The 23,687-nt window shown below is 59.7% G+C and carries 18 protein-coding genes; 6 read left to right on the top strand and 12 right to left on the bottom strand.

Going from position 1 to position 23,687, the window contains the following annotated elements; genetic code table 11:
* Window positions 1–70: 70 nt before the first annotated feature.
* The 3 genes from R3C19_04820 to R3C19_04810 all read left to right on the top strand — a co-directional run bounded on the left by R3C19_04820 (window position 71) and on the right by R3C19_04810 (window position 5,275).
* The gene (locus R3C19_04820) at window positions 71–1,780 is read left to right on the top strand and encodes a trypsin-like peptidase domain-containing protein (GenBank protein MEZ6059665.1); all 1,710 of its coding nucleotides are present in this window, start codon (window positions 71–73) and stop codon (window positions 1,778–1,780) included.
* Between the two features lie 153 nt (window positions 1,781–1,933).
* Complete coding sequence (locus R3C19_04815; GenBank protein MEZ6059664.1) at window positions 1,934–3,658, top strand: hypothetical protein; 1,725 nt, start codon at window positions 1,934–1,936, stop codon at window positions 3,656–3,658.
* 1,065 nt (window positions 3,659–4,723) lie between these two features.
* Entirely contained in the window at window positions 4,724–5,275 is a 552-nt protein-coding gene (locus tag R3C19_04810; GenBank protein ID MEZ6059663.1) for a sigma-70 family RNA polymerase sigma factor, read from the top strand.
* A gap of 108 nt (window positions 5,276–5,383) precedes the next feature.
* Here the strand turns inward: R3C19_04810 and R3C19_04805 are convergent, their stop codons facing one another.
* The 4 genes from R3C19_04805 to R3C19_04790 all read right to left on the bottom strand — a co-directional run bounded on the left by R3C19_04805 (window position 5,384) and on the right by R3C19_04790 (window position 11,236).
* A complete protein-coding gene (locus tag R3C19_04805) occupies window positions 5,384–6,874 on the bottom strand; it encodes an MFS transporter (GenBank protein ID MEZ6059662.1) in 1,491 nt (496 codons plus the stop codon).
* Window positions 6,875–7,117: 243 nt separating this feature from the next.
* Window positions 7,118–8,659: a Gfo/Idh/MocA family oxidoreductase gene (locus R3C19_04800; GenBank protein ID MEZ6059661.1), complete on the bottom strand. Its 1,542-nt coding sequence runs from the start codon at window positions 8,657–8,659 to the stop codon at window positions 7,118–7,120.
* A gap of 159 nt (window positions 8,660–8,818) precedes the next feature.
* Window positions 8,819–10,033 (bottom strand): hypothetical protein, encoded by a 1,215-nt coding sequence (locus tag R3C19_04795; GenBank protein MEZ6059660.1) that lies wholly within the window; start codon window positions 10,031–10,033, stop codon window positions 8,819–8,821.
* A 111-nt stretch (window positions 10,034–10,144) separates the two neighbouring features.
* Complete coding sequence (locus R3C19_04790; protein ID MEZ6059659.1) at window positions 10,145–11,236, bottom strand: FAD:protein FMN transferase; 1,092 nt, start codon at window positions 11,234–11,236, stop codon at window positions 10,145–10,147.
* Window positions 11,237–11,333: 97 nt separating this feature from the next.
* Between R3C19_04790 and R3C19_04785 the strand changes: the two genes are divergently transcribed.
* The gene (locus R3C19_04785) at window positions 11,334–12,326 is read left to right on the top strand and encodes an Rpn family recombination-promoting nuclease/putative transposase (GenBank protein ID MEZ6059658.1); all 993 of its coding nucleotides are present in this window, start codon (window positions 11,334–11,336) and stop codon (window positions 12,324–12,326) included.
* A gap of 39 nt (window positions 12,327–12,365) precedes the next feature.
* Here R3C19_04785 and R3C19_04780 read toward each other — a convergent pair whose 3' ends face one another.
* The 6 genes from R3C19_04780 to R3C19_04755 form a co-directional block, all read right to left on the bottom strand.
* The gene (locus tag R3C19_04780) at window positions 12,366–13,361 is read right to left on the bottom strand and encodes an ABC transporter permease (protein ID MEZ6059657.1); all 996 of its coding nucleotides are present in this window, start codon (window positions 13,359–13,361) and stop codon (window positions 12,366–12,368) included.
* Entirely contained in the window at window positions 13,358–14,332 is a 975-nt protein-coding gene (locus R3C19_04775) for a sugar ABC transporter substrate-binding protein (GenBank protein MEZ6059656.1), read from the bottom strand. The genes R3C19_04780 and R3C19_04775 overlap by 4 nt, the downstream gene beginning before the upstream one ends.
* 124 nt (window positions 14,333–14,456) lie before the next feature.
* Window positions 14,457–15,377: a ribokinase gene (gene rbsK, locus R3C19_04770; GenBank protein MEZ6059655.1), complete on the bottom strand. Its 921-nt coding sequence runs from the start codon at window positions 15,375–15,377 to the stop codon at window positions 14,457–14,459.
* Between the two features lie 170 nt (window positions 15,378–15,547).
* Window positions 15,548–16,342 (bottom strand): SIMPL domain-containing protein, encoded by a 795-nt coding sequence (locus tag R3C19_04765; GenBank protein ID MEZ6059654.1) that lies wholly within the window; start codon window positions 16,340–16,342, stop codon window positions 15,548–15,550.
* A 655-nt stretch (window positions 16,343–16,997) separates the two neighbouring features.
* Entirely contained in the window at window positions 16,998–17,678 is a 681-nt protein-coding gene (locus tag R3C19_04760; GenBank protein MEZ6059653.1) for a hypothetical protein, read from the bottom strand.
* A gap of 564 nt (window positions 17,679–18,242) precedes the next feature.
* Window positions 18,243–19,265, bottom strand: coding sequence for a nucleoside hydrolase (locus R3C19_04755; protein MEZ6059652.1), 1,023 nt, complete (start codon window positions 19,263–19,265; stop codon window positions 18,243–18,245).
* A gap of 215 nt (window positions 19,266–19,480) precedes the next feature.
* Here R3C19_04755 and R3C19_04750 point away from each other — a divergent pair, with 215 nt between their 5' ends.
* Together R3C19_04750 and R3C19_04745 are read left to right on the top strand one after the other, a co-directional pair.
* A complete protein-coding gene (locus tag R3C19_04750; protein MEZ6059651.1) occupies window positions 19,481–20,557 on the top strand; it encodes an isocitrate/isopropylmalate dehydrogenase family protein in 1,077 nt (358 codons plus the stop codon).
* Between the two features lie 257 nt (window positions 20,558–20,814).
* Window positions 20,815–21,336 (top strand): hypothetical protein, encoded by a 522-nt coding sequence (locus tag R3C19_04745; GenBank protein MEZ6059650.1) that lies wholly within the window; start codon window positions 20,815–20,817, stop codon window positions 21,334–21,336.
* 138 nt (window positions 21,337–21,474) lie between these two features.
* Here the strand turns inward: R3C19_04745 and R3C19_04740 are convergent, their stop codons facing one another.
* Both R3C19_04740 and R3C19_04735 read right to left on the bottom strand, forming a co-directional pair.
* Window positions 21,475–22,017, bottom strand: a complete 543-nt coding sequence (locus R3C19_04740; GenBank protein MEZ6059649.1) for an NUDIX domain-containing protein — start codon at window positions 22,015–22,017, stop codon at window positions 21,475–21,477.
* Between the two features lie 224 nt (window positions 22,018–22,241).
* Window positions 22,242–23,672 carry a DUF1501 domain-containing protein gene (locus R3C19_04735; GenBank protein MEZ6059648.1) on the bottom strand — a complete coding sequence of 477 codons (1,431 nt, stop codon included), beginning with the start codon at window positions 23,670–23,672 and terminating at the stop codon, window positions 22,242–22,244.
* Between the last annotated feature and the right edge of the window lie 15 nt (window positions 23,673–23,687).

Raw genomic sequence — 23,687 nt, 5'->3', positions numbered from 1 at the left:
CGAATGACAACGGCTGCGGACCAGATGAACCCGTATCCGTCACTTCACAAACACCGGCAAGGAAGCCACGATGAAACTGCTCACCATGCTGATGATGGCCGCCAATCCCGGCGGCGAGTCACTCCCCGATGTTGTGTTGCTGGACTTTACGGCAGGCTATTGTCAGCCGTGTCAGGAAATGGTGCCGCGGCTGCAGCGGATGGAAAGCGACGGCTTTCCGGTCCGCAGGATCGACATCACGCAGGATCCGGAAACAAGCCGCCGGTACAAAGTTGACCGAATTCCGACTCTGATTCTGTTGGTTGAAGGTAAAGAACAGAAACGCTTTGTCGGCCTGACGTCGGAGCAGGAGTTGCGGCAGGTCATGAACGACGCCGCGCGAAAACTCGATTCGGTCCGAAACACTGCCGCCGAACCCGCCATGGCAGCGTCCGATGAATCGCCCCGCGAAGTTGAAGCCGCCGAATCGACACGGGAATTCGACGTCGAAGGCGATCCGTCGCCGGCATCGCCGGTCACCGCTGAAGAACCAAAGCGCAAGGGACTGGGAGCCATCTTCGCCCATATCCGCGAAGGACTCACCGGGTCACGTTCGCAGCCGCCGCGTTTCGAACACCCGACGTTTCGCGGTCAGAGTCCCGATTCCGATGGCTCAGCCGGCAGTCGTAACCCGCTGCCCATGCAGGCGAGTGTTCGAGTCACGGTGCGCGACGGCAGAAACCAGGATTTCGGCACGGGAACGATCGTTCACAGCGTCCCCGGAAAGTCCATGGTGCTGACGTGTGCTCATCTGTTTCACAACGTCAGCAAAGATGCCATCACCAAGGTCGAACTGTTCAAAGATGGCAGAGCCGTCAGCTACCCGGCGAAAGTTGTCGGCGGCGACAGGGAGTCTGACCTTGCGATGCTGCAGATTTCCACGGTCTCCGCTCTGCCGGTCAGTCCCATCGTCGGACCCGATCGCCAGTTGCTGGAAGGAGACGACGTCTTCAGCGTCGGCTGCAGCAACGGAGGACCGCCGTCTACGCTGTCGATGAAAGTCGTTTCACTGAATCGGTACCTGGGGCCGTCCAATATCGTTTGCACTTTGATTCCGCAAAAAGGGCGTTCCGGCGGCGGACTGTTCAATCAGGACGGCGAATTGATCGGAGTCTGCAGCGCTGCGGATCGAGAACAGAATGAAGGGCTTTACATGGCTTCGGTGGCGATTCGCCGGTTGATCACCGATCTGAACCTGCAGGCCCTGTTTGACGGACGTCCGGTGCCGGCTTTCGAAAACTCGGTCGCGGAAGCTTCACGGGAACCGGCCGGACCGTTCGCGGAATTCGAAGACGCCGAACTTTTTGACCAGATCTTCAACGAAGAAGTCGCGGTTCCCGCGGAAAAGCCGACTCCCGTAGCTGTCAGTCGCCACGAACAGGCTCCGCCAATTGATTCTGCTGACCCGTTTGGCAGCCACGAGACGCTGCGGGACGCCGTGGCACAGGTGGCACCGACGGCCGTCAGCGCCGCTGCGAATGCCGTCGCCGGATCGAACCTGGCTCCGCAGGAAATCACTGTCATCATCGATTCCAAAGACCCGTCCCGTGGCAAGCAGGTTATCGTGATTCCTCGTCCCAGCCCGTGGCTCGTGCAATTGCTCACCGGCGAACCACCGACGGGAGATCACGGTATGACGACAGCTCGCAATACCAACATTCGATCAGCGGCAACGGCGTCGCAGGTGTCGCTTCGAAACTCGGCGCCTCGTGCAAAGGCTTTCCCCGTGGCCGGTCCCTGACGGGATCAGTAGATGACGCCGAAGTGGTGCGACAACAACCCTGTTTGCGTGATTTTCGATTGGCGGTGAGCTGCAGGTGCCGGCAGCAGGAGCGAGCGTTGCTGCCGTCAGCACTCTGTCGAGAAGTTCGTTCACACTCGTGTGCAGTCGATCATGTCATCCACGGTTGCCACCGAATCTGCGATCGCCAGGCCTGACATCACGAAGTCTGACGTCACCGGCCCGGGAGGTTCCGGTGGCGCGCCAGCGCGTCGTCCGACCGGTGAGGAACGTACTTTCGCTGAACAGCATGAGTCTTCGCCGCTGAAGACACTGTTATTCAGCGGCCTGCTGCTGCTGCCGTTCTGGATGATTCCGATCGCGCACCTGCTAAGTTCGCCGGACACCGCGACCGGGTTGTTTCAATACGAACTTCCCTACTACGTAGCCAATGGCCGAGCGGCCTTCGAACGCGGCGACGGAATCTTCTATCCAAACCCATACGATCCTTCACCGAACGCTCCGGTGATCTACGCTCACTGGCTGCCGTGGGTCCTGGGCTGGCTTACCGCAAAGTGCAGTGCTGACCCCGGTGACACAATTCTTGCGGTGACCTTCTTCGCGTCACTGATGTTCGCTGTCGCAACGCGAACGCTGGTGCGACAGAGACTTGGGACGGGGCAGGGCACGGGGCCGTCGAAAGGAACCGAACGCGTCGCGTGGATGACTGCGATGTGGGGCGGTGGTCTGCTGAGTTTCGCGGGGCTGCTGCTGCCGACGCCGACGGGAACCGCGGGGATCGAAACCCTGCTGAGATTTGACCCCGGCAACGGACTGTGGTTCCTGAACTGGGGACGCAATGCCTTGTTTCCGACCGAGGCCGTGTACCACACGCTTGTCGCCGTCTGCTGGGTCTTCGAACTTCGCGAGCGACGGGGGATTTCGACGGCTTGCCTGCTGTTTCTGGCAACAACTCATCCGTGGTCAGGCATCGAACTGCTGCTGACGATCATGTTCTGGCGGACGGTGCAGCTTCTGCGCCGACGAAACCGGTCGTCGGCCGCATGGTGGCTGCTTTGCGGAAGTTTGATGGCCGGTTTTCTGGCTTACTACAAGATCTGGCTCCCGTCGTTCCCGGAACATGCGGAACTGCAGTCTGTCTGGGAACTTGACTGGAGCCTGTCCTGGACAACCGCGATTCCGGCATACGGCCCGATTTCCGTCGCCGCGCTGTTGTACGTGACGGGACGCATGAAGTCCGGATCATGTTCCGGTTCCGATCAATTCCTGCTGTGCGCATTCGTCGTGGCGGCTGGACTGGCGTTTCACGACCGGCTGATTGCTCCCGTGCAGCCACTGCACTTCACGAGGGGTTACGTGTGGATGCCGCTGTTCCTGCTGGCTCTGCCGAAGCTGACGGAATGGTGGCAACGGGCGTGGTCGCGTTCGCTATCTGCGCGCGTTCTGGCGGTCACGCTGGTTGCGATGCTGTGCAGCGACAACGCGGCGTTCAGCATCGTTCACACCATCAGGCAGTATTCCGGAAAGGATGGCTTTTACCTGACGGCCGATGACCGGGCACTGCTGCACGATCTTCCTGAGAAATGTCCCGGGGCCGTCGTGCTGACGGAATCGGAGACTCTTAACTACCTGGCACCTGCGTATGGCGGAGTGCGGCCGTGGCTGGGCCATCATTTCAATACGCCCCAATTTCCCGTTCGTCGCGAACGATTTGAAGCCGGCTTTCCCGGCAGTCGCGTTTCTGTCTCACAGATTCCGCCGGAAGTCGATGTGCTTCTGATTCGCCGTGACCGAGACGCCTCTGCTTTGGCGGATTCCGGGCGGTGGATTGATATCGACCTCCACAACGCCGGATGGTCGGCCTGGCTGCGACTGTGACCACGCCATTGCCACTGCAGCACTGCCACCGGTCAGCGCCGTTGACCACGTGTCCAAACGGGTGATCCTGCGGCAAATGGCCCGGATTTTCGAAGAATCCGCCATTCGTCGCGAAGTTATGGAGAGTCGCAACGGATTGTGGCAACATGGTTTACGGAAATCTCGATGATTTCATTCGCGAAATTTCAAAAATTGCTGATAAACTCTGCGAACCTTTTCGATAGCAACGTGGTCAAACACGCGTGCCGCCGGTTCTGATGATGCAAAGGGTCCGGACATTGGCGGCCAGGTTACGACACAGTCGAAAAGAATTCTGACTTCGCCGACGTGTGCGGACTTCAGAAGTTTGAAGTTGGCACAGGAATCGGCAACCGCGCTGCGAATGGTCGCAGCGCAATGACATGGACCGCCACTTTCCTCATCGAGGACGGGGTCGCTTTCAGGAGCCTGGACAATGCTGCTCACAAACACGATTAACGCTCGAACCAACAACGCGTCCATTGCCACGGGCAATGCGATCGTCGGCGGTATCGTTCTGCGTGGCGGTGTTGAGCTATCTGTATGCCAGGCCCGCCCCGTCGTATTCGCAGTTCGACCGTCGGAGCAACTCTCGCGCAAACGCAGATGCGATCGCGCGATGTTTAGCCCGTGCCGGCAACTACTGCATGCAGCCTATCCGACCGTCGGGCATTCCTGGCGATCGGGGTTGCGGCAGCCCGGCTCGGGAAGCTGTTGCGGCATCGGTCGCAGCCTTAGCTGACTCAGTCACTCAGAACCCGTCCGTTCTGATCCGCTCAGTTCTGACGAAATCTGAAACGCTGAAACAGCAGGCCGAAGTGCTTTCGGAATCCCGTTGCCAAACGTGGTTTCCGCTTCGTTCGGGAACGCCGGCGCACCGCCGATCTGGACTCCTGAGGTCTGACTCGTCGTGCGTTGTTCCCGGTTCTGTGATCTGCGAATTCACACTCTCCGTCGCTGACCATCGGCTCACCGTTCACGCTTCGCTGCGTGACGCCCGAGTCCCACTCAGTTGCGGAGCAACTCTCGATGAGGAGAGTGACGATCATGTCTCCTGAAACTCTGACAATGACTGTCCTGCGAGCTCAGAAGGGCGACCGTGCTGCCTTCGATACGCTGGTGATTCACTTCGAATCGAAAGTTTTCGGAATCGCCATGCAGCGGCTGCGCAACGCGGCCGAAGCTGACGAAGTGACACAGGAAGTCTTCCTGCGCGCTTTCCGCAAGCTGACTCAGTTGAAGGAAGCGGAAGCATTCGCCGGCTGGCTGTGCCAGATCGCTGCGCGGCTGTCGATCAATCGCGCTGTACGACGTCCTCCGGAAACGGCCTGCGAACCTGCTTCGTTTGACGTTTCAGTGGAACCGGACGACGGCCCGTCCGCGGAAATTCTGCGGCGTGAAGATGCGGAACAGCTTCGCCTGGCGCTGCAGCGTCTGGGTGAACTGGACCGCGCGACTCTGGTTGCCTTTTACTTCGAAGGTCAGTCGCTGAAGGAAATGGCGGTTGTTTTCGACAGCCCGATCGGAACGATCAAGCGTCGACTGCACACTGCCCGAACCCGGCTGCGCGACGCGATGGCCTCACTGCAGCCAGCCTGATTTCCGGCAAAGTGGGCCGAACTTCCGCCGCGGTGCAACACGGTCAATCCGGTTGCATCGCGGCTTCTTCTGCGCCAACGTTGCCTTTCCGTTCGACGAATGCCGGATTCAGGACGCATCAGAATGTCCGCCGGAAACAGGTTCCGACATCGTTCCCGATTCGTCCGTGCTTCCCTGAGTGCCTGCCGTGCGGCGGATTCTGGAAACCTGCCAGCCTCCCAGCAGCATCAGTGCCCCGCCAAGATAGTATGGAGTGGAACTGGCGAACTCGCGCGATGCCACACCGATGGCCGGGCCCAGAATGCGCGCCAGCGAAGAGAGGCTTTGACCTGATCCCAGCACGGCCCCCTGTTCGTCGGCCGACGCCGCTCGCGACAGCAGCGACTGCAGCGACGGAGTCACGGCGGAAAATCCGATGGTGACGACCGGAAGGACAAACCACAGTGCCCGGGGTGGCAGAATTGTGCTTCCGGTGAGCCCGATCAGCAGCAGTCCCACCGTCATCAGACCGACGCCGATCGAAGCCATGCGGTGTTCCCCGATTCGCGGCAGTAGCCTTCGGACCAGCAGGCCCTGTCCAAGCATCAGGATCGCGCCAATATAAGCGAACAGCAGAAAGTTACTGCGTGATCCGTAACCGAAGTCGCGCGTCAGCAGCGAGAGCGTGCTTTCAAATTGCGCGAACGCGAACGTCGTCAGGAAGATTGCTCCCAGGATGACGGCGAACGAACCGGACGACAATTGGCGGACCATCGTTCCCAATTGAAACAGACCTCCGCGGCGATGGGCCGTTGACGACGAGGAGCCGGACGATCGCGACTCCGGAAGCTTTGCGATCGCCAGCAGCAGGGCCACGCCGGAAAGCAGAGCAGCCACGTACCCCGGCGCGGCTGTCGGAGGTTCCAGCAGGGCCTGCCTGACCTCATTGCGCGGCCTGGATTGCTTCATGTATTCGTTCAGCAGTCGCTGGTCAGCTTCCTCCAGCGGACCCCGTGCCCGCAGGTCGGCCGCGATCTGCTCGGCGCTGATCTGTTCGTCCGAATCGGGCCATTCCGCAACGGCTGCATACTGGTCATCAGTCAGGCCCAGTGCGGGGCGTCCGGTTGTGAACGCGGCCCCGATCAGTGGCCCGAATGTAAACCCGATGCCAAAGGCGGCGCCGATCAGTGCCATCCCCCGGCCGCGATTCTCAGCACCAGTGCTGTCGGCGATCACTGCCTGAGCCGTCGCGATGGTCGCCCCGGCAATGCCCGCCGCGATGCGAGTCAGGAACAGCCACGGCAGCGCACCCAACCCCAGCAGCGTTCCATGTCGTCCGAGTGACGTGGCGACACCAAACATGGCGTATGCCACGGTCGAACCCGCCAGTCCGATCAGCAGAACGGGACGCCGGCCAATTCGGTCGGACAATGCACCCCACATCGGAGCGAACAGAAACTGCATCGCGGAAAACGATGCCATCAGCAGCCCGAGTTGTACCTCCGACGCGCGGAAGTGAGCGCCATAGCGCGGCAGCAGCGGCAGGACAATTCCAAAACCCAGCAGATCGATGAAGACCACGACAAATATGATCAGCAGGGTCGATTTCTTTGCGGTCACTGAGCAGCCTTTTTACGGGACGGCGGTCTGATTCGAATGCGCAGGGCTCACAGACTAATGAACCAGACACACAGCCATGCCAGAAGCGGAAACAGAATGAAGATCAAGCCGAACGTGACCAGGGTCGATCGGGTGTTGTCGGGCCAGCGTCCCACGGAATACCTGCCTGATGAGTGAAAAAGCCCGGCATCTGGCAGACGCCGGGCTTTAAAGGTTTCCAAAAATCAATGCGACAAGCCGGAGCTACGCTGTTGTCACCTGTTCATCGGTTTCCGGAGCCGCATCCGAAGTCGGATCGAACCATTCGTCCTTAAAGACGATGCGTTTCTGGTGCTTCATCGCTAGGTTTGCCGTCAGCGCCATGATGGCGTCGGCCATTGCGACGGTCCCGTTGCAGCGCAGCTCGCTGACGCTTTTGCCTTCGCTGATGCAGTAACAGAAGTGTTCCATTTCCTCACGGTAGCCGCGACTGATTTTGCCCTGAGGGACGTTGCTGGCCGCGGCGGACGGAGCGCCGGTTTCGTAGCTGTCCAGTACCGCGCCACCGGATTCGCTGCTGACAACCCAGATGCGCTGTTCGACGCCGCCCGGGCTGTTTCGTCCCTGCTCCTTGTACAGCAGCGCCTCTTTTTCACCTTTCATCCAGAGTGTTCCGCGGCTGCCGAAGATGGCCTCACCGTAGGGTTCCCAGCCGTTCGTATTGATTGACGAATAGGTGACGATGGCTTTGTCGCGGTCGTTCTGTTCGTAGTGTTTTCCGGGGAATTCAAACGTGACAAAGATCTGGTCGTCGATATCGCGATCGTCCGTCCACTTGTCTTCCGGTCCCACGCCTTCGATGCCGTAGAAGTTCTTGCCGCCGAAACCGGAGACGGCGATCGGATGAACGTGGCCCAGAAAGATGCTGGCTGCATCCATTTGATGGCTGCCGAGTTCCGCCATCAGCCCGCCGCCGGTGTTGTTGTACAGCCGCCAGTCGACAAGCTGCTTCGCGCTGTCGTAGCCGAATTCCTTCAGCACACCGTCCTTTTCCAGCTTCAGCAGGTAGTCGTGGTCGCGTCTGGCATACCCGTCGTAGTCCCAGTTGCGCCATGCGTCGGCTTTCGGAAAACTGTTGTTGCGATGCCACTGAGCACGGATGAACTTCAGGTCTCCCAGCAGTCCCATCTTCGTCAGGTGTGCGGCATTGTCGTACAGAACGCTGTAGTGCCGCTGGTGACCGACGGCCAGCAGCAGACCTTTCTCTTCAGCCGTCCGTATCATCTTCTTGCAGTCGGTGATGTTCTGAGCCATCAGCTTTTCGCACAGCACATGCAGTCCGGCGTTCAGGCACTCAATGGCGATCGGCGCGTGCTGGTTCAGCGGTACCGCGATGACAACAGCTTCGATTCCCAGTTCGTCCTTTTTCTCCAGCAGTTCCCGGTGATTGCTGAAGGACTTGATTTCGGACGCAGTTGCTTCGCCCAGCACTTTGTTCAAACCGCGACGCGCTTCCGGATGGCTGCCGGTGAACGTCCGCTTCAGGTTTGCCGGGCGCAGGTCGGCGATCGCCACGATCTGCATGTAATCCGACGGATGTTCATTGATCAGGACGTTGCCTTCATCGCCGGTTCCGATGAATGCCGTGCGGATTGGTTTGCCCTTCAGTTTCTCGTATCCGAAGTAGACCGCGCCCAGGCCGGTTCCGGCGGCGGCGGCCCCTTTCAGAAAGTCGCGACGAGAGACGCCGACGGAATCATTGAAATTCTCGCGGCCGATTTGTTCCTGTTCGGGTGTCAGCAACATGTCAGGATTCCCCTTTGTAGATTCAGGCAGCCGTTCCGACTGAGCGTTCGCCGGCCGCAGGTGTTCCAATTCCTGATTGTATGAACCAGTGGATGACGTGGCAAAACGATTGCGGGAGCGACAGCGGTCGGACGAATGCCTTGCCGAGATGAAACGCCATTATGAAGCCGAATTCGCTGTCGACTTTTTTTTCCCGCAGCACCTTCCCCAGCAATAACTGACCAGCCGGTCGAGACCGAACCAGCGTCCCGTGGGCAGCGCGGCGATCCCCAGCAGCGCGAAGACTTCAATCAGATTCTTGTTGATGATGAAACTGTGTTCCGTTCCCGGTGGCTCCGGGACACCGGGCCATGGCGGCATTGCCAGATAGAAATTAAACAGCATAAATGCGGCGACGACCGCCGACAGCCGTGTGAACAGCCCCAGAATCAGCAGCGCGCCCAGAATTGTCAGACCTGCAATCGTCAGCACGTCGGTGATTCTTAGCGGCGTCCATGGTTCTGGCACTGGTCCGGCCGAGAGCTGATCCGTGGTCAGAATCTCCTGAGCTTTCTCGTGCAACTCGGCCTCCATGGCCCTGATCGGGCCGACCAGTTCTGACCGAAGCGTCTGGATTTCGCCCCAGGTATGGTTCAGATGATCCCATTGGAAGCTGGTGGACGCCCTGGAACGGTCTGTTTCGTATTCGGCCAGCATCGTTCTGTACTGTGCCGCTTTGCCGACGAGCTGTGCGCCTTCGTCGCCCACAACTTCGGGATCGCCTCCGAGCGCGCCCAAGAGTTTTCGCCGGTATCCCATACCCTTCTTCTGTTTGTCATACAGCCGTTCCAGCGCAGTCCGGAACGCGGCGGCATCGGCATCCGTTCGCGATTTGACCAGACCTTCCAGCCGTTGTTTCTCACCAGGCTGAAGCGGCTTGTCGGCATCTACATACAGTTGTTTCGCGGATTCGTCATACCAGATGACGCTGTCACCCACGTTCAGTTTCACGTCGAGTTTTTCCAGTGGTTCACCGAATGCCAGGCGCTTGCCGACTTTCGTGTGGCTGCCTTCGATCAGCCGATACAATGATCCAGCCTGGTTATCGGTCAGTTGGTAGTGCGACCGGAACCGGGCTGCCCAGTCGTCCCAGCGAGCGCTGACGGTGTCGTAATTCAGCCAGTCAAGGTCGTTGGGATCGCCCGCCATGCTGCGAAACGTGTCTCGCATCGGGCCTGCGGAATTCTTCAGATACCCGGCCGACGTCCACGGCGTCGCCGTGCTGAGCGTGTTGATTTTCCAAAGACCTTCGTAAAGCAGATGCCAGCCGATGGCCAGCCTGAGAACGACCAGCAGCACAACAGCCGCTGCTGAATTGCGACGCACTTCGCTCACGAGATGATTGCTCCGGGATTCTTCTGTGGTACCGGCCGCCGTGAGCGCCGTTACGTTCATATTACCAGTTTGGGACGACGAGCCATCGCGTCAAATCCTTCCACCGGCGACTTAGCCCTCGGTGGCTGCAGGATCAACCTGTTCGGTGTCCCAGAACAGCCGATCCGACGGAATTCCTATGACTGTCGGGGTGACCCGTCGTCCGCTGGCGGGAAAGGGGATCAGCACGGCGGCGACATTGTGCAGATTCTCGCAGCACTTCACAGCGTTTTCGACTCCCATCGCGAAAAACGCGGTGGAAAGAGCGTCCGCCGCCGCCGCGGATTCGGCCAGCACAGTCACCGACAGCATGCCTTCCACAGTCCTGCCCGAACGAGGATCGATGATGTGGCCGTACCGTTTTCCTTCGTGCCGAAAGAACTGAATGTTGGAACCGCTGGTCGACATCGCCTGGTTGTGCAGCAGCACTGTACCCAGTCGCTGCTTTGTGAACAGGGGATTGCCGATACCGACCGGCCAACCCGGCAGGTCATTGTGTTCGCCCCGAGCCAGCAGGCTGCTGTGCCCTCCATGCATCAGATAAGACGCCGGTCCGCAACCGGTGGTTGAAAGCCACTCTGACGCCTGATCCAGAGCGAATCCCTTGCCGATGGCTCCCGGGTCCAGTTGCAGACCATCGACATCGAAGCGGACCGACATTTCGTGATTGTCAAGCTGTAGATGTCGTGAACCCGAACATGCCACTGCCCGGGAGATCTCTTCGTCCGTGGGAATTCGCTGTTGTGAACGACATTCTCGCCAGAGTTTAATTTGAGCTCCGGCAGCCATGTCGAATGCGCCGTCAGTCTTTTCGAACAGATCCAAAGCCGTCTGCAGCAGTTCAAAGAACGATCGTCGTACCCGTACGGCGGCTATCGAAGCCTGGCGGTTCACAAGAGAAATCTCGCTGTCCGGCTTGTAGATGCTCAGCCAGCTTTCGATGTCATGAACCATCTCCAGAACGCTGCTGACGGGGTCCACATGGTGGTGCGACCCGGGATTCATGACGACGGAGAAGTCACACGCCATCGCGCGCGTCGCCAGCCGAATCGTGCCGCCGGCGGCCGGCTGACCGAGTTCGTTCAGGCTGATCAGCGGCGCAGCGTCCCCGCGCGGCGACCTGCGGCCGAAAAAATCGCGTCTTGTTGACGGGACGTTGGTCATTTCACAATTTGTCGTTGCGGCGTGACGGTCAGGTCATCGTCGGGAAGCATCGGCTGCGGACTCGCTTTGATGCTAACGCACTAAATACACTGTGGCCATGACAGACGAGACACTGTCCAATCCGCATGATCGATATTTCAGGGAAACCTTTTCCCGTGTTGAAGTTGCGAGGGACTTTCTGCAGTCGGCCCTTCCGTCGAATGTGCTGTCGCGGATGGACTTGTCATCGCTGGAACTTTCCAAAGACTCGTTCGTCGACGAGCGACTGAAGAGCAGCTATTCCGATCTGCTGTACCGAGTCACTTTGGCGGACAACGCGGGAGAAGGGCTGGTCTATGTGCTGCTGGAACACAAAAGCACTCCCGACCGAATGACCGTGTTTCAGTTGTTGCGGTACTTTGTTCGCATCTGGGAACAACGGTTGCATCAAAACCAGACTCTGTGTCCGGTCGTCCCACTGGTGGTTTATCATGGGCGGAAACGCTGGACTGCGGGCACGTCACTGCGAGAATTGGTTCGCGCGCCGAAAGAATTAACTGCCTTCATCCCCGATTTTTCCTTCCAGCTGTGTGATCTCAGTAAATGGTCTGACGATGAATTAAGGGGAGTCGCTCTCACGCGAGCCGCGCTGCTGGTGCTAAAGTATATCGCTCGGGACGAATTGCCCGACCGCCTGCCGCAAATTCTGAAATTGTTCACGGACCTGATTCGTCAGCCTGACGGAATGTCGTGTCTGGAAACTCTGTTGATCTACATTTCATCCGGCACGGATCGTGTGGATGACGAGCAACTGACGGTGACTCTCAGGGAGATTTTGGGCCATTCGGGAGAAGAACTGATGCCGACGATTGCACAAAAATGGCTCTCGCGAGGTCGCGAAGAAGGTCGCGAAGAAGGTCGCGAAGAAGGCCTGCGTACCGGGATTCGCGCGGTGCTGGAGCTGCGATTCAGCGCGGACATCGAATCAACGGTCGCGAGGCTGTCAGCGATCAGGTCTGTCGCGACGCTGTCACAGCTACTGGAAGTCGCCAAAACGGCATCCGGCCCCGGTGAAGTGACCGAGTTTCTGAAACGTCATGGCATTCCTTAGCGCGTCTATCATGGCTGCGGAAGCGAGCCGCAGGGCGAGTCATTCCCGCCGTGATCGAGCTGCGAACGTCCGCAGCCGTCCGCGAGTGGCATCCAGCAGCACCGCGGCGACGATCACACTTCCGGTTATCATGCCCTTCGTGCCTTCGCGAACACCCAGATGAGCCAGACCGGTTTGAAGGACGGCGATGATCAGCACTCCGAAGAACGTGTTGATCATTGAACCACGACCGCCCATAAGACTCGTCCCGCCGATCACGGCCGCCGCGATTGCCGAAAGTTCAAAACCAATCGCAGCGTTGGAATCTGCGACCTCAAGCCGTGACGCTTCGATCACGCCGGCAGCGCCCGCAAGTGATCCGCAAACGATGAATGCCGCGATGCGAGTCCAGCGAGGATCAATGCCGCTGTACTTCACGACGGTTTCATTGAACCCGATTGCCGTGCAGTATCGGCCGAACAGCGTTCTCCGCAGCACCACCTGCGCACACAGCACGCCGATCGCCGCCGCGATGAATGCGGGCGAAACTCCCAGTCCGTCAATGCGAGCACCAATCGGCGCGATTGCCGCACCGATGAACTTCGTCTGAGAATCCGTAATCAGCCGAGCGGCCCCGCGAGCGATCTCCAGCACCCCCAGAGTCACGATGAACGAAGGAATCCCGGCCAGCACGCTGACGCTGCCGTTGATCAGTCCGCAGATCGCTCCGGCCAGGATTCCCACCGGAACCGCCGACCACACCGACCAGCCTCGGTCCACCATCAGCACGCCGACGACCGACGCACACAGCGCTGTCACGCTGCCGACCGAAAGGTCGATCCCGCCGGTGATCAGTACAAACGTCATTCCCACCGCCACCATTGTCAGCGCGGGAATCTGATTGACGAGCGTTGTCAGCGTCGGCAGCGTCAGGAACCGGTCGCTGAGGCTTCCGAAAACTGCGGCGAGCGTGCCGAGGACCAATAGCATTCCGATGTATTCACCGACTGCGGACACCCATCGGTTTCGGCCCTGGTGAGCGGTGGAACGACTCACAACGACTCCGCCGTCACCAGATCCACCGGCGTTTCCTTGTCCTGAAGCGCTGCTGCGTCGTCGTCCAGAGACTCCAGAGCGTACTCGATGCCGAACACCGCAAGCTGATCGCCGTGTTGGTCGGCAGTCGCCAAAATGCTGCCGTCTTTGATGGCCTGCTGCACGGCCGAGATACTGTCGAAGCCAACAATCTGCACGTCGTCAGTCCGACCGGCTGCCTTGACTGCCGCGAGTGCTCCCAGAGCCATGCTGTCGTTGCAGGCCAGAATTGCTCTGATGTCCGGGTGAGCCGTCAGCATCGCCGAAGCCACCTGATTCGCCACGCTGATTTCCCACTTCGCCGACTGAGAATCCACGATTTCGATCCCGGCCGCTTCCATCGCTTCTTCGAACCCGGCCTTCCGCTGCTGACTGTTGAACGCGGTTTGCACTCCCTCCAGCACGACCACCTTGTCGTCGGACTGAAGCGACTTCGCCAGATGTTCGCCGACTTTGCGAGCTCCCGCTTTGTTGTCCGGCCCGACAAACGGAATCTGCGTTCCGCTCATTCCCAGCAGTTGCGAATCCAGCTTGTTGTCAATGTTGATGACGACGATGCCGGCGTTCTGAGCTCGCTGCAGCACCGGAATCAGCGCCTTTGAATCGGCCGGAGCAATCACGATGGCGTCGACCTGCTGAGCCATCATCTGTTCCACCAGCGACACCTGAGCACTCAGGTCCGTTTCGTCTTTGATGCCGTTGACGATCAGTTCGTAGTTGTCCGCGTGAGCCGCCTGGTGATCCTCGGCGCCCTTCGCCATTGTGGAAAAGAACTCGTTGGCCAGTGACTTCATGACCAGCGCAATGCGCGGTTTGGACGAACTGCCTGCCGACACCGAATCGCCGGTCTTCTCGCCTTCACCGCAGCCGGCAATGGAAAGCACAGACACGGCAAGCGTCAATGTCACAACGCTGAGTCGGTTGATTCGCACGATAAGAGTGTCCTGCTGTTCCGAAAGCCGTTGAATGGAGACAATTCAAGTTTAACCCGCGGGCGGTCCGGTGACTTCTGCGTCCACCGGGACGGAAGCCTGAAGCTGCCCGGCCAGCCGTTGGTCAAACGAGTTTCTCGACGTCGTCTCGCGATGGCATTCCCGGTTGGGCACCTTCGCGAGTTGCCGCGACGGCTCCGGCCGCGCAGGCGAAACGGACAGCATCGCGAAAGTCGGCTGCTTCCGCCAGCTTCAAACCCAGCGCCGCCGCGAACGCGTCTCCCGCAGCCGTTGTGTCGACTGCATGCACCGAAAAGCCGTCCACGAAACCGCACTCACCATTTTTGTCGCAGAAGACGGCTCCCTGATCGCCGAGCGTGATGATCGCTCGCGTCGCGCCGCGCTGCTGCAGCGCCAACGCGGCTTTCTCGGCGGCGGTTCGCGACGAAACGCCAATGCCGGTCAGCAGACTGGCTTCTGACTCGTTCGGGCAGACGACGTCCACCTCCAGCATCTCCGGCGGCAGATCCGTGACCGCCGGAGCAGGATCCAGCACGGTCAGCACGCCGTGCCGCTTTGCCAGTTCGATCGCTGCCCGCACAGTTGCCAGAGGAATCTCCAGTTGCAGCAGCAGAACATCGGCCGCGGAAAACAACGCTTCGGCAGCACTCACGTCTTCCGGAGTCACAAGGCCATTGGCTCCGGGAATCACCGTGATACAGTTCTGTCCGCTGTCTTCGACGCCGATGATCGCAATTCCGCTGGAAGAACCTTCCGTCGACCTGACGCCGCCCGTGTCGATACCGGCCGACTTCAAGCCGTCGAGCAGTCTTCCGCCGAACGCATCGTCGCCGATCCGGCCAATCATACTGACGTTCGCTCCCAGCCGAGCAGCCCCGACAGCCTGATTCGCTCCCTTACCGCCGGGAATCTCGCTGATGCTGCGACCAATCAGAGTCTCCCCCGGCGTCGGCAGCCGAGCCGACTGCACAACCAGGTCCATGTTGATCGAACCAACAACAAGAATGCTGCGCGGTCCATTCATGGATTCGCATGATCTCCCAACGTTCAATTGCACGACCGACGCCGTTAGGCCAAGCGGCAGCTGAGCTGTTACCTGCCCGCAAGCCGCACGGCGCTAGCCGCGGTTGTGTACGCTGAGAACCGGGGCTAGCGCCCTGCGGCTGGCGGGTAGATTCTCATCTGCCGCACGCCTTACTTCTTACTCATCTCGAACTCGACAGTCACGCTTGCCTCAATCCTGATGTGCCCGGGTGCAATGAGAGCGTCCGTCGCTTCGCGTTCATTCTGCTGGAGTGACGTCAGAACCACCGGTGACTTTCGTGTGATGATGTTCTGCTGATTATTGCCGGGAATGCTTAAGCCAAACCCGCCGCCGCCAAATCCGCGCCACGGCCCCGCCCTGTCAAGTCTCGAGGCGAATCCGCCGACACCAAAGTTGCGAACCTGATTCTCCTCAATCCGGATCGGTTGTCCCAGTGTCATATTCGTCAGTTCAGTCAGGTGCCTGGCCTTCTCGCGGGCGTAGCCAATGGCAAGTTCCCGCGCTTTCGTCTGGTGCTTTCGCTGGTCGCGGACGCGAAATTCCATCGCATCAATCTGGTCCACTCCCGCGGTGATCAAGGCCGCAAGAAACGGCTCGATCTGTTTGAAGTCCGTCAACCGCACTTCCAGGGCACGCGCAAACGTATAGTCTCCCTCATCATTGTAGCTGTATTGGCCAGCGCGCAGTTCAACCTGAGTCACCGTCATGCCGTTGGGTTCAATTGCAAACTGTGGCGCCAGTGCAAACACTTTTGAAGTGATCTCGTCGTTCTTCTTCTTCGCGTCCAAAAGCGCTGCGGCTTCCGTGTCGACAGAGAAGGTCAGCACGACTTCGTCCGGCACCACCTTGACTTCACTCACTGCGGTGACTGTGATCGATCGTGTTTCTTCTGCGTCAGCACCGGAGGCGAGTGCCAGAAACAAGACTGGAATTATTCGTCGCATTTCTCACTCCTCACATTTGGCCGTTGCAGTCTGCTCCTGATGCATCCCACTGCGGGACACAGTGGACGGGCATTGTACCACAAGGGCGAAGTCTGCGAGCAGCTGAGCGACGAAAAGGGCGTGTGGAAATTCAGCACGGCGTCAGGATGCTGGAGTAATGATGCGTAACATTTCGGTCTTGCCCCGTTGAACAAGCAGCCGGGGCTCCCGCGCACAGAACAAACCGCTCATCCGGGAAATGGCGGTGTTTGTTCAGATGCGTTTCAGGCCCGGCGGGCCGACATAACGTTAGCCGGTGGCGTGAGCCACCGGTCAGATGCCTAAGTCCTGTCCAAAGTCCCGGAGGGGCGATACAGGCTTATCGGCCGTGGATGCGTCGGCCCTTCAGGCCTGCGGACGCAGAGTCGCCGGCTTCCGGAGCCTGCCGACTCCGGCTGACGTTGTGCCTGCCCTCCGGGCATCAACAATCGGAAACGCCGCTGCTGTCGGCTCGCAACGACTGATCCTTTCAGAGCAGCGTTTCCATTGTCGGCGAACATCGGCGTGCGTTCAATGATCGATCCGTCTGCAACACCCCGGTTTCCCCGAAGAGCAAAAAAGACGGCGAGCACGTGGCTCGCCGTTGCTGTTCTGGGTTGAGGTTCTTCGTCTGCTATCACACAGCCGGAATCGTGGCGCTGACGGGGTTGCTCCAGGGGCCGTATTCGCCTTTGGTGTTGACCCAGCGCAGCAGGTAGTGAGCGGTCCGGTTGCCGTCGGCGCTTGGGAACGTGATGCGTTCCGGCGTGCGCGTGCTGAGTGTCACGAAAGCGTATTCGTCGGGATCCGCCGGAGCGGCGTCGGAGACGCTGACGAAGATTTCGCAGCCCTGAATGCCGTACGGACGTGCTCGGCGATCTGGCGTGCCCTGGTCGGAATATGACAGCGTGTGTTCCAGCACGTCGGTGGAGATCACGCTGCCGACGGGTGACGTACGCGGCGGCGGAACCGGCGTGCGAGTCGTCTTGTGAACCGGCAGCCCGGCCTTCTCGCGAGCCGCGTTGCTCACGTCGTCGTCGGCCTGAATCCGGCGGGCGGCTGAGCGGATGGATTCCTCCAGCGCCGCGCGAGCTTCGTCCTTCTGAACCGTCGCAGCCTTCGCCGCGTCGCGAGCTTCCTCGGCGGCGGCATAGGTGGTGTCCCATTCCGTCAACTGTTTCTGCAGCGTCGCGATCTTTTCCGAGCTGAGATCATATTCGTCGGGATTTTCCGAAACCTGCTTCACAAAGTTGCGAGCGAAGGCATCAAACTTGCCTTCCGAATTGGGGATGGCGGGAGTCTTTGTTCTTGTCGTCATCAGGATACATCTTTCCAAACAAAGTGAGGGAATCAGCCGCCGCGCGGCCAACGCGTACACCCTGGTTCACAATCACCGTTTGCCTCGCCGGCAATATTGAAAACGTCGGGTTTTACAGCCGACGGTTTCCGGCCCGAACGTTTTGTTGAACAAGTTGGAACGGTTCTGACGCCAAAATTAGCGCGCAGAAACCGCAGCCGACTGGCTCGGAACGACTCCCACCCACTGCGCCGCGACTCCCACCCATTCCGCCGCAACCCCCAACCATTGCGCCGTCGTTCCCAACTACTGCGCACCGATCCGCAGCCCTCCGGCAGCTCCTCCAGCCCACTGCGGAATCACCCGCAACCGTTAGATTGGCCAGCCGGTGCCATCCGGCCGATGTCAAAAGTTGTCGACGATGGATTGTTTGGGCCGTGCCGATTTCGGTGGGCTGCCGGTCGCTACGGGGAATTTGAAACACGGAGGCACAGAGATCACAGAGGCTGGTTGGTGCCGCGGTCTGTATCCTCCGTGGCTCCGTGCCTCTGTGAGATGCTGCCAGTTCAGCGACGGCGAGTTTTCCTACTTCGGCGGCTGGCTCGACAACTGCACCAGGGCTTCGGTCACGCGGATCTTTTGTTCCGGCGACATGATCAGGTACCGATGTCGGCCGTTGTCGCTGGCTTCGAACGTTGTCAGGCCATCTTCGGCGACCGTTACTGTTCCGGCAGATGAAACGTCGAAGAAGTCGCGATCCGGGTAGACTCCATACAGAACGCTGGTCAGGTCCCAGGTTGGTCGATTGTGGGGCGGCGGCATATACAGGATGTAGGCTTCCTTCAAAGGATGATGGTCCACGTATTCGTAGTCGTTTTCGATGCTGACGGCCGGGTAGGCGGCGGCCAGTCCGATTTCGAAGCCGCTGTACACAATCGCTGTCGGCCAGTAATTCGCCAGAGTCGTCGCGGCGGGGATATCCTTGACGATGTTGTATTCCCGGTGGTCGTACAGTTGGCCGGAATCGTTGCGGATCTGTTCGAAGGCTCCGGCCATCACGGACAGCAGCTTCACTTTTTTCTTCGCCAGGTCATGTCCGGTCAGCGGTGAGATGTCGTCCGGGCCTGATTTCAGCAGGTTGGCCAGGTTGGTCGAAAATCCCACCTGAGCGATCACGACGGAACCGTCCGGCTGAGACGCCAGCGCTTTTCTCAGCACGCTGACAGCGTCCGGAGCATTCGTTCCGCTCAGCAGATCGTGAGGGTACCGCAACCGCCCGTCATCCTTTTCGTCGGCCAGCACTGTGAACTTGCTTTGTTCGGTCGTGATGCCGCTGTGGCAGACGCCGATCGGAACGTCGCCTCGACCGTAGAACGTGTTCACCGCGTCGACGAACGCGGCGCACTGCGGGTGGTCCTTCGTGATCGTCACGGCGACCAGTTTCACTTCACCGCGAGTCTGAAGCGAGTGGATCACTCCCAGCGCCAGAGCGTCGTCGACATCGTTGCCGATGTCTGTGTCGAAAATGAACGGGATCGGTTGCTGTTCGGCCGCGATCGCTGCACATGTGCAACACGACAGGGCGATCAGAGATACGAGTTGATTCACGTCGGGAACTCCTGCGGTCGTTGATGGTTGCGGAACGGATGAAATCGGTTCGCACAGCGTATCTCCGGGCGGTTCGCAATTCGAGCGGGGCCGGTGCTGCGTGCGTCGGTGCGAATTGCTGATAGACTGGCACCGGTTCGAGCTGTGTTGCCCGCCCGATTGCCGTTCACCTGCGATCGCCCCCAGATTGCGATTACCTCGTTACGCCATTCCCTATGACTCGCCGGCAGTTCAACATCGCCGTTCTTCCCGGTGACGGCATCGGCCCGGAAGTCACCTCCCAGGCGGTTCGGCTGCTGCAGGAAATTGAACCGCACCTGAACGATGTGACGCTGCAACTGACGCAGCATTCCGCGGGCGTCGGCGAGTACCTTTCCAGCGGCGACGCGCTGCCGGACTTCGTGTTCGAAGCGTGCCGGACCAGCGACGCGATTCTGCTGGGAGCGATGGGGCTGCCCAGCGTGCGTTATCCCGACGGACGCGAAATCGTTCCTCAGATCGACCTGCGCGAACGGCTGGACTTATACGGCGGCGTCCGTCCGATTCGTCTCTATCACGAGAACGATACGCCGCTGAAGGACTCTTCGGCCGGCGATATCGACTTCGTGCTTGTCCGCGAGAGCACGGAAGGTTTGTTTTCGCGCCGGAACGCATTGCCCGCGGCAGACGCCAGCCAAGTCTGCGACACGATGACGATCACTCGCGACGGGGCCGAGCGAGTCTGTCGGCTGGCCTTCCAAATCGCGCGCACTCGACGACGTCGTGTGACTCTGGTCGACAAGGCGAACGTGCTTTCGTCGATGGTTTTCTTCCGCCGTGTGTTCGACAGCGTTGCGGAGGAATTCCCGGATTGCGAAGCCGGTCATGTTTACGTGGACGCCGCCGCGCTGTTTCTGGTGCGCGATCCGCGACGCTTCGACGTGCTGGTGACGGAAAACATGTTCGGCGACATTCTCAGCGATCTGGCTGCAGGACTGATCGGCGGGCTGGGAATGGCACCGTCCGCAGATATCGGAGATCGCACGGCCGTCTTCCAGCCGGTACACGGTTCCGCGCCCGACATCGCCGGGCAGGGGATCGCCAATCCGATCGCCATGATCCTGTCGACCGCAATGATGCTGGAATGGCTGCCTCACGAAGAAACGAAGCGAGCCGGACAGGCTCTGCGTGACGCGGTGGTTCAGGTGCTCAGCGATCCCGCGAAGCGAACCGCCGACATGGGCGGAACACTGACGACAACACAGATGACGGATGCCGTTTCCGAAGCGTTGAAGCGGACGATCGGCGGCTGACCGTTCCGACCGGAGACTGCGCCATGCTTCCACGATGCAACCTGTCACTGAAGTTGGAGTCTAACGACTGGCGTGTTGACCAGCCCGTTGTTTGGCGACATCTGTACTACGGAAACGTCTTGCTCTCAAACAACATTGAGTATGCTGACTGGTCGTCAGAGCCAGTAGCACCGATCGCGTGTCTGGAATGCTGGAATCCCTGGTGTTCGCAGTCTGGCCTGGCCCATATTGTGCGAACGCGGACTCAGTTGCTGTGGATGCCACCGTACTTCGCAACGGAGAACCGGGTCCTCACAGATGGTAGTACGCAGGAGCAATGGCTGAGCGAACTTCAGCCAGGCCAGTTGTTGCAGGATGCGTTGCTGATTGACAGGTCTGACTGGGATGCGTTGAAGTCGTCGGCACCGCACGTGCCTGACTTTGAACGATTTCCCCAGCTGACGACCCGCGACATCGTTCAACTCTGGGCTCAACAACTACCCGAATTTGCGCAGCCTGACGAATACAACACCGTGACCTCTCATCATCGGAAGCATTGCATCGCCAGCCATCCGCTCGAGATTGACGACGCACTTGCGGTACTTTCCGATCTGCTGGCAACTTCTGACGGCCCATCAGCAGCCATCGACGGGAGCTTTTGCCCGGTCGATGTGAGCGCGGAATCCCACAACAGTTTTTACTTCGACGAGATCGGGGTTCCCGTGTATCCGGCGTTCGCATCTCGGCCGCCGCATTCGCTGTTAGTCGCCGGTCAGTATGAATTCCGTCCGATCTGCTGAGCCAAACGTCTCGGGGCAACGTCTACGTTAGCTTCCGCGCATTCGCAGAAAGTACGACGGACGTAGATTGGTGAACGCCAGTCAGCAATCCTTCCGCCGCGAAGCCGCAACCGTCGCCATGAGGCTGGTTGGCTGAGTTCACGTCGGCGGAGTTCGCTGCTGCAGATACTTTTCCAGCGCGAGTCTGTTGGATTCGAACGCCATGTTGCCCAGTTCGCTCGGACCGGGGCGGCAGAAGTGCCACGCGGCGATTTCACCGTCCTGCACAGCGATACCGTCGAACGACTGAACTTCCGCGATGAAGAACAGATCGGTCACGGGAATTGCGGTTCCGGCGAACTCGTAGCTGTTGGGGAATGTTGCCAGGAAGGTCAGCCGCGTGACCTGCAGGCAAACTTCTTCAAACACTTCTCGCCGCAGCGCGTCTTCGGCCGATTCACCGGGATCCACGAAACCACCGGGCAGACCGAATTTGCCTTTGCCGGGATCCTTTGCCCGAATCAGCAGCATCACGTTGCCGTCCGCGTCCGTTGTGATCGCGCCGACGGCTGTGACCGGAGAGAAGTAGTGCGTGTGTCCGCAGGAGTTGCAGTGGAACGGATTGCGACCGGTGACGTCGGCTTCCGCACCGCAGCGAGGGCAGAACTTCCACGATTCGGCGACTGGCTGATGGTTGCTCATGCGCGGCAGTTTATACTGGCCGCGGCGAACGCTGATACTTTTCGCACTTTTTCATGCCGCGAGCCAGAATTCCTCAAATTGCCCCGCTCGGGGTATAGACCGGAACGGTTCCGCGTGGAATCGCCAGCTTCGAGTCGGATTGCTCCGACCGTTGACGTTGCGCGTGGCAATCGCTTTTCGTCGCAACGGCAGGTCTGCCGTCGGCGTCGGACCGGTCAGGTCAGTCAGGCCAACAGCTTTGTTGCCACGACGCCTTCCACGTCGGTCAGGCGGAACTGTCGACCCTGATACTTAAACGTCAGACGTTCGTGGTCAATGCCCAGCAGGTGCAGAATAGTTGCGTTCAGATCGTGGATATGCATGCCGTCTTCGACCACGGAATATCCAAGATCGTCTGTTCGTCCGTAAACGAAACCGCGTTTGACGCCGCCTCCCGCCATCCAGATCGAGTAAGCGTCCCTGTGATGATCGCGGCCGGTGGTTGTCTTGCTGCCGGTGTCGGCTCCCTGACCCATGGGAGTGCGGCCGAATTCCGACGACCACACGACGAGAGTTTCGTCCAGCATGCCTCGCTGATTCAGGTCACGGATCAGCGCCGCCAGCGGCTGATCGACCTGTTGCGTCTTGCGGGCCAGATTGGTGAATACGTTGCTGTGATGGTCCCAGCCCTGATCGAACAACTGCACAAAGCGAACGCCGCGTTCGACCAGCCGCCGGGCGAGCAGGCAGTTGTTGGCGAAACTGGTCTGACCGGGACTGGTGCCGTACAGGCGATGGATATGTGCCGGTTCAGAACCGATATCCATCAGTTCCGGCACCGACGACTGCATTCGGTACGCCATCTCATACTGACTGATGCGGGTTGCGATCTCCGGGTCGCCGACATCAGCCAGCTGCACAGTGTTCAGGCGATTGACAGCGTCGATAATTCGCCGACGGCTTTCTGTTCCGACTCCGTCAGGATTTGAAAGAAACAGCACCGGATCCCCCTGGCTGCGAAATTCGACGCCCTGAAAAACGGTCGGCAGGAACCCGCTTCCCCACGCGCTGTTACCGGCTCCCAGCACCTGTCCCGTGATCAGCACCACAAACCCCGGCAGATTCTCGTTCTCGCTGCCGAGTCCCCAGGTGGTCCAGGCTCCGAGACTGGGCCGGCCGAATCTTTGAAACCCGGTCAGCAGAGCCATCTGTGCCGGAGCATGGTTGAACTGATCCGTATGCAGGGATCGCACGAACGTAATTTCATCGGCAACCGTCTGCAGGCGGGGCATCAGGTCCGAGATCTGGATTCCGGCAGCGCCGCACGGTCGAAACTGAAACTTCCGTTCCATCGGCGTTCCCAGCAGCTTCGGCTGAGTGCGAATGAAGGCCAGTCGCTTGCCCTGAAACATCTCGTCGGGACACAGCTCGCCGCTGCGCCTCTGCAGCTCCGGCTTGAAGTCAAACAGGTCCAGGTGAGACGGCGCTCCCACCATGTGAACGTAAATGACATTCTTCGCGCGAGCAGGAAAGTGCGGCGGCGCTGTTGCAACCGGCAGTCGTTCCGCGTCCTCGGCAAACGCCCGGTCCTTCTGCAGCAGCGTCGCGAACGCAGCGCCTCCGATACCGGAGCCGGCGGATTGTAAGAGGTATCGGCGAGTCAGCAGCGAGGTCATGATCGTTTCCCGCGG

The sequence above is a fragment of the Planctomycetaceae bacterium genome, from assembly GCA_041398785.1.
In the GTDB taxonomy this organism is placed as follows: Bacteria; Planctomycetota; Planctomycetia; order Planctomycetales; family Planctomycetaceae; genus JAWKUA01.
This window is presented reverse-complemented; position numbering and strand designations above follow the sequence as displayed.

Bases quoted from the DNA above. Each gene is read 5' to 3' on its own strand.
- R3C19_04820 (MEZ6059665.1), top strand. From the start codon at position 71: ATGAAACTGCTCACCATGCTGATGATGGCCGCCAATCCCGGCGGCGAG.
- R3C19_04815 (MEZ6059664.1), top strand. From the start codon at position 1,934: ATGTCATCCACGGTTGCCACCGAATCTGCGATCGCCAGGCCTGACATC.
- R3C19_04810 (MEZ6059663.1), top strand. From the start codon at position 4,724: ATGTCTCCTGAAACTCTGACAATGACTGTCCTGCGAGCTCAGAAGGGC.
- R3C19_04800 (MEZ6059661.1), bottom strand. From the start codon at position 8,659: ATGTTGCTGACACCCGAACAGGAACAAATCGGCCGCGAGAATTTCAAT.
- R3C19_04790 (MEZ6059659.1), bottom strand. From the start codon at position 11,236: ATGACCAACGTCCCGTCAACAAGACGCGATTTTTTCGGCCGCAGGTCG.
- R3C19_04785 (MEZ6059658.1), top strand. From the start codon at position 11,334: ATGACAGACGAGACACTGTCCAATCCGCATGATCGATATTTCAGGGAA.
- rbsK (MEZ6059655.1), bottom strand. From the start codon at position 15,377: ATGAATGGACCGCGCAGCATTCTTGTTGTTGGTTCGATCAACATGGAC.
- R3C19_04765 (MEZ6059654.1), bottom strand. From the start codon at position 16,342: ATGCGACGAATAATTCCAGTCTTGTTTCTGGCACTCGCCTCCGGTGCT.
- R3C19_04760 (MEZ6059653.1), bottom strand. From the start codon at position 17,678: ATGACGACAAGAACAAAGACTCCCGCCATCCCCAATTCGGAAGGCAAG.
- R3C19_04750 (MEZ6059651.1), top strand. From the start codon at position 19,481: ATGACTCGCCGGCAGTTCAACATCGCCGTTCTTCCCGGTGACGGCATC.
- R3C19_04745 (MEZ6059650.1), top strand. From the start codon at position 20,815: ATGCCACCGTACTTCGCAACGGAGAACCGGGTCCTCACAGATGGTAGT.
- R3C19_04740 (MEZ6059649.1), bottom strand. From the start codon at position 22,017: ATGAGCAACCATCAGCCAGTCGCCGAATCGTGGAAGTTCTGCCCTCGC.
- R3C19_04735 (MEZ6059648.1), bottom strand. From the start codon at position 23,672: ATGACCTCGCTGCTGACTCGCCGATACCTCTTACAATCCGCCGGCTCC.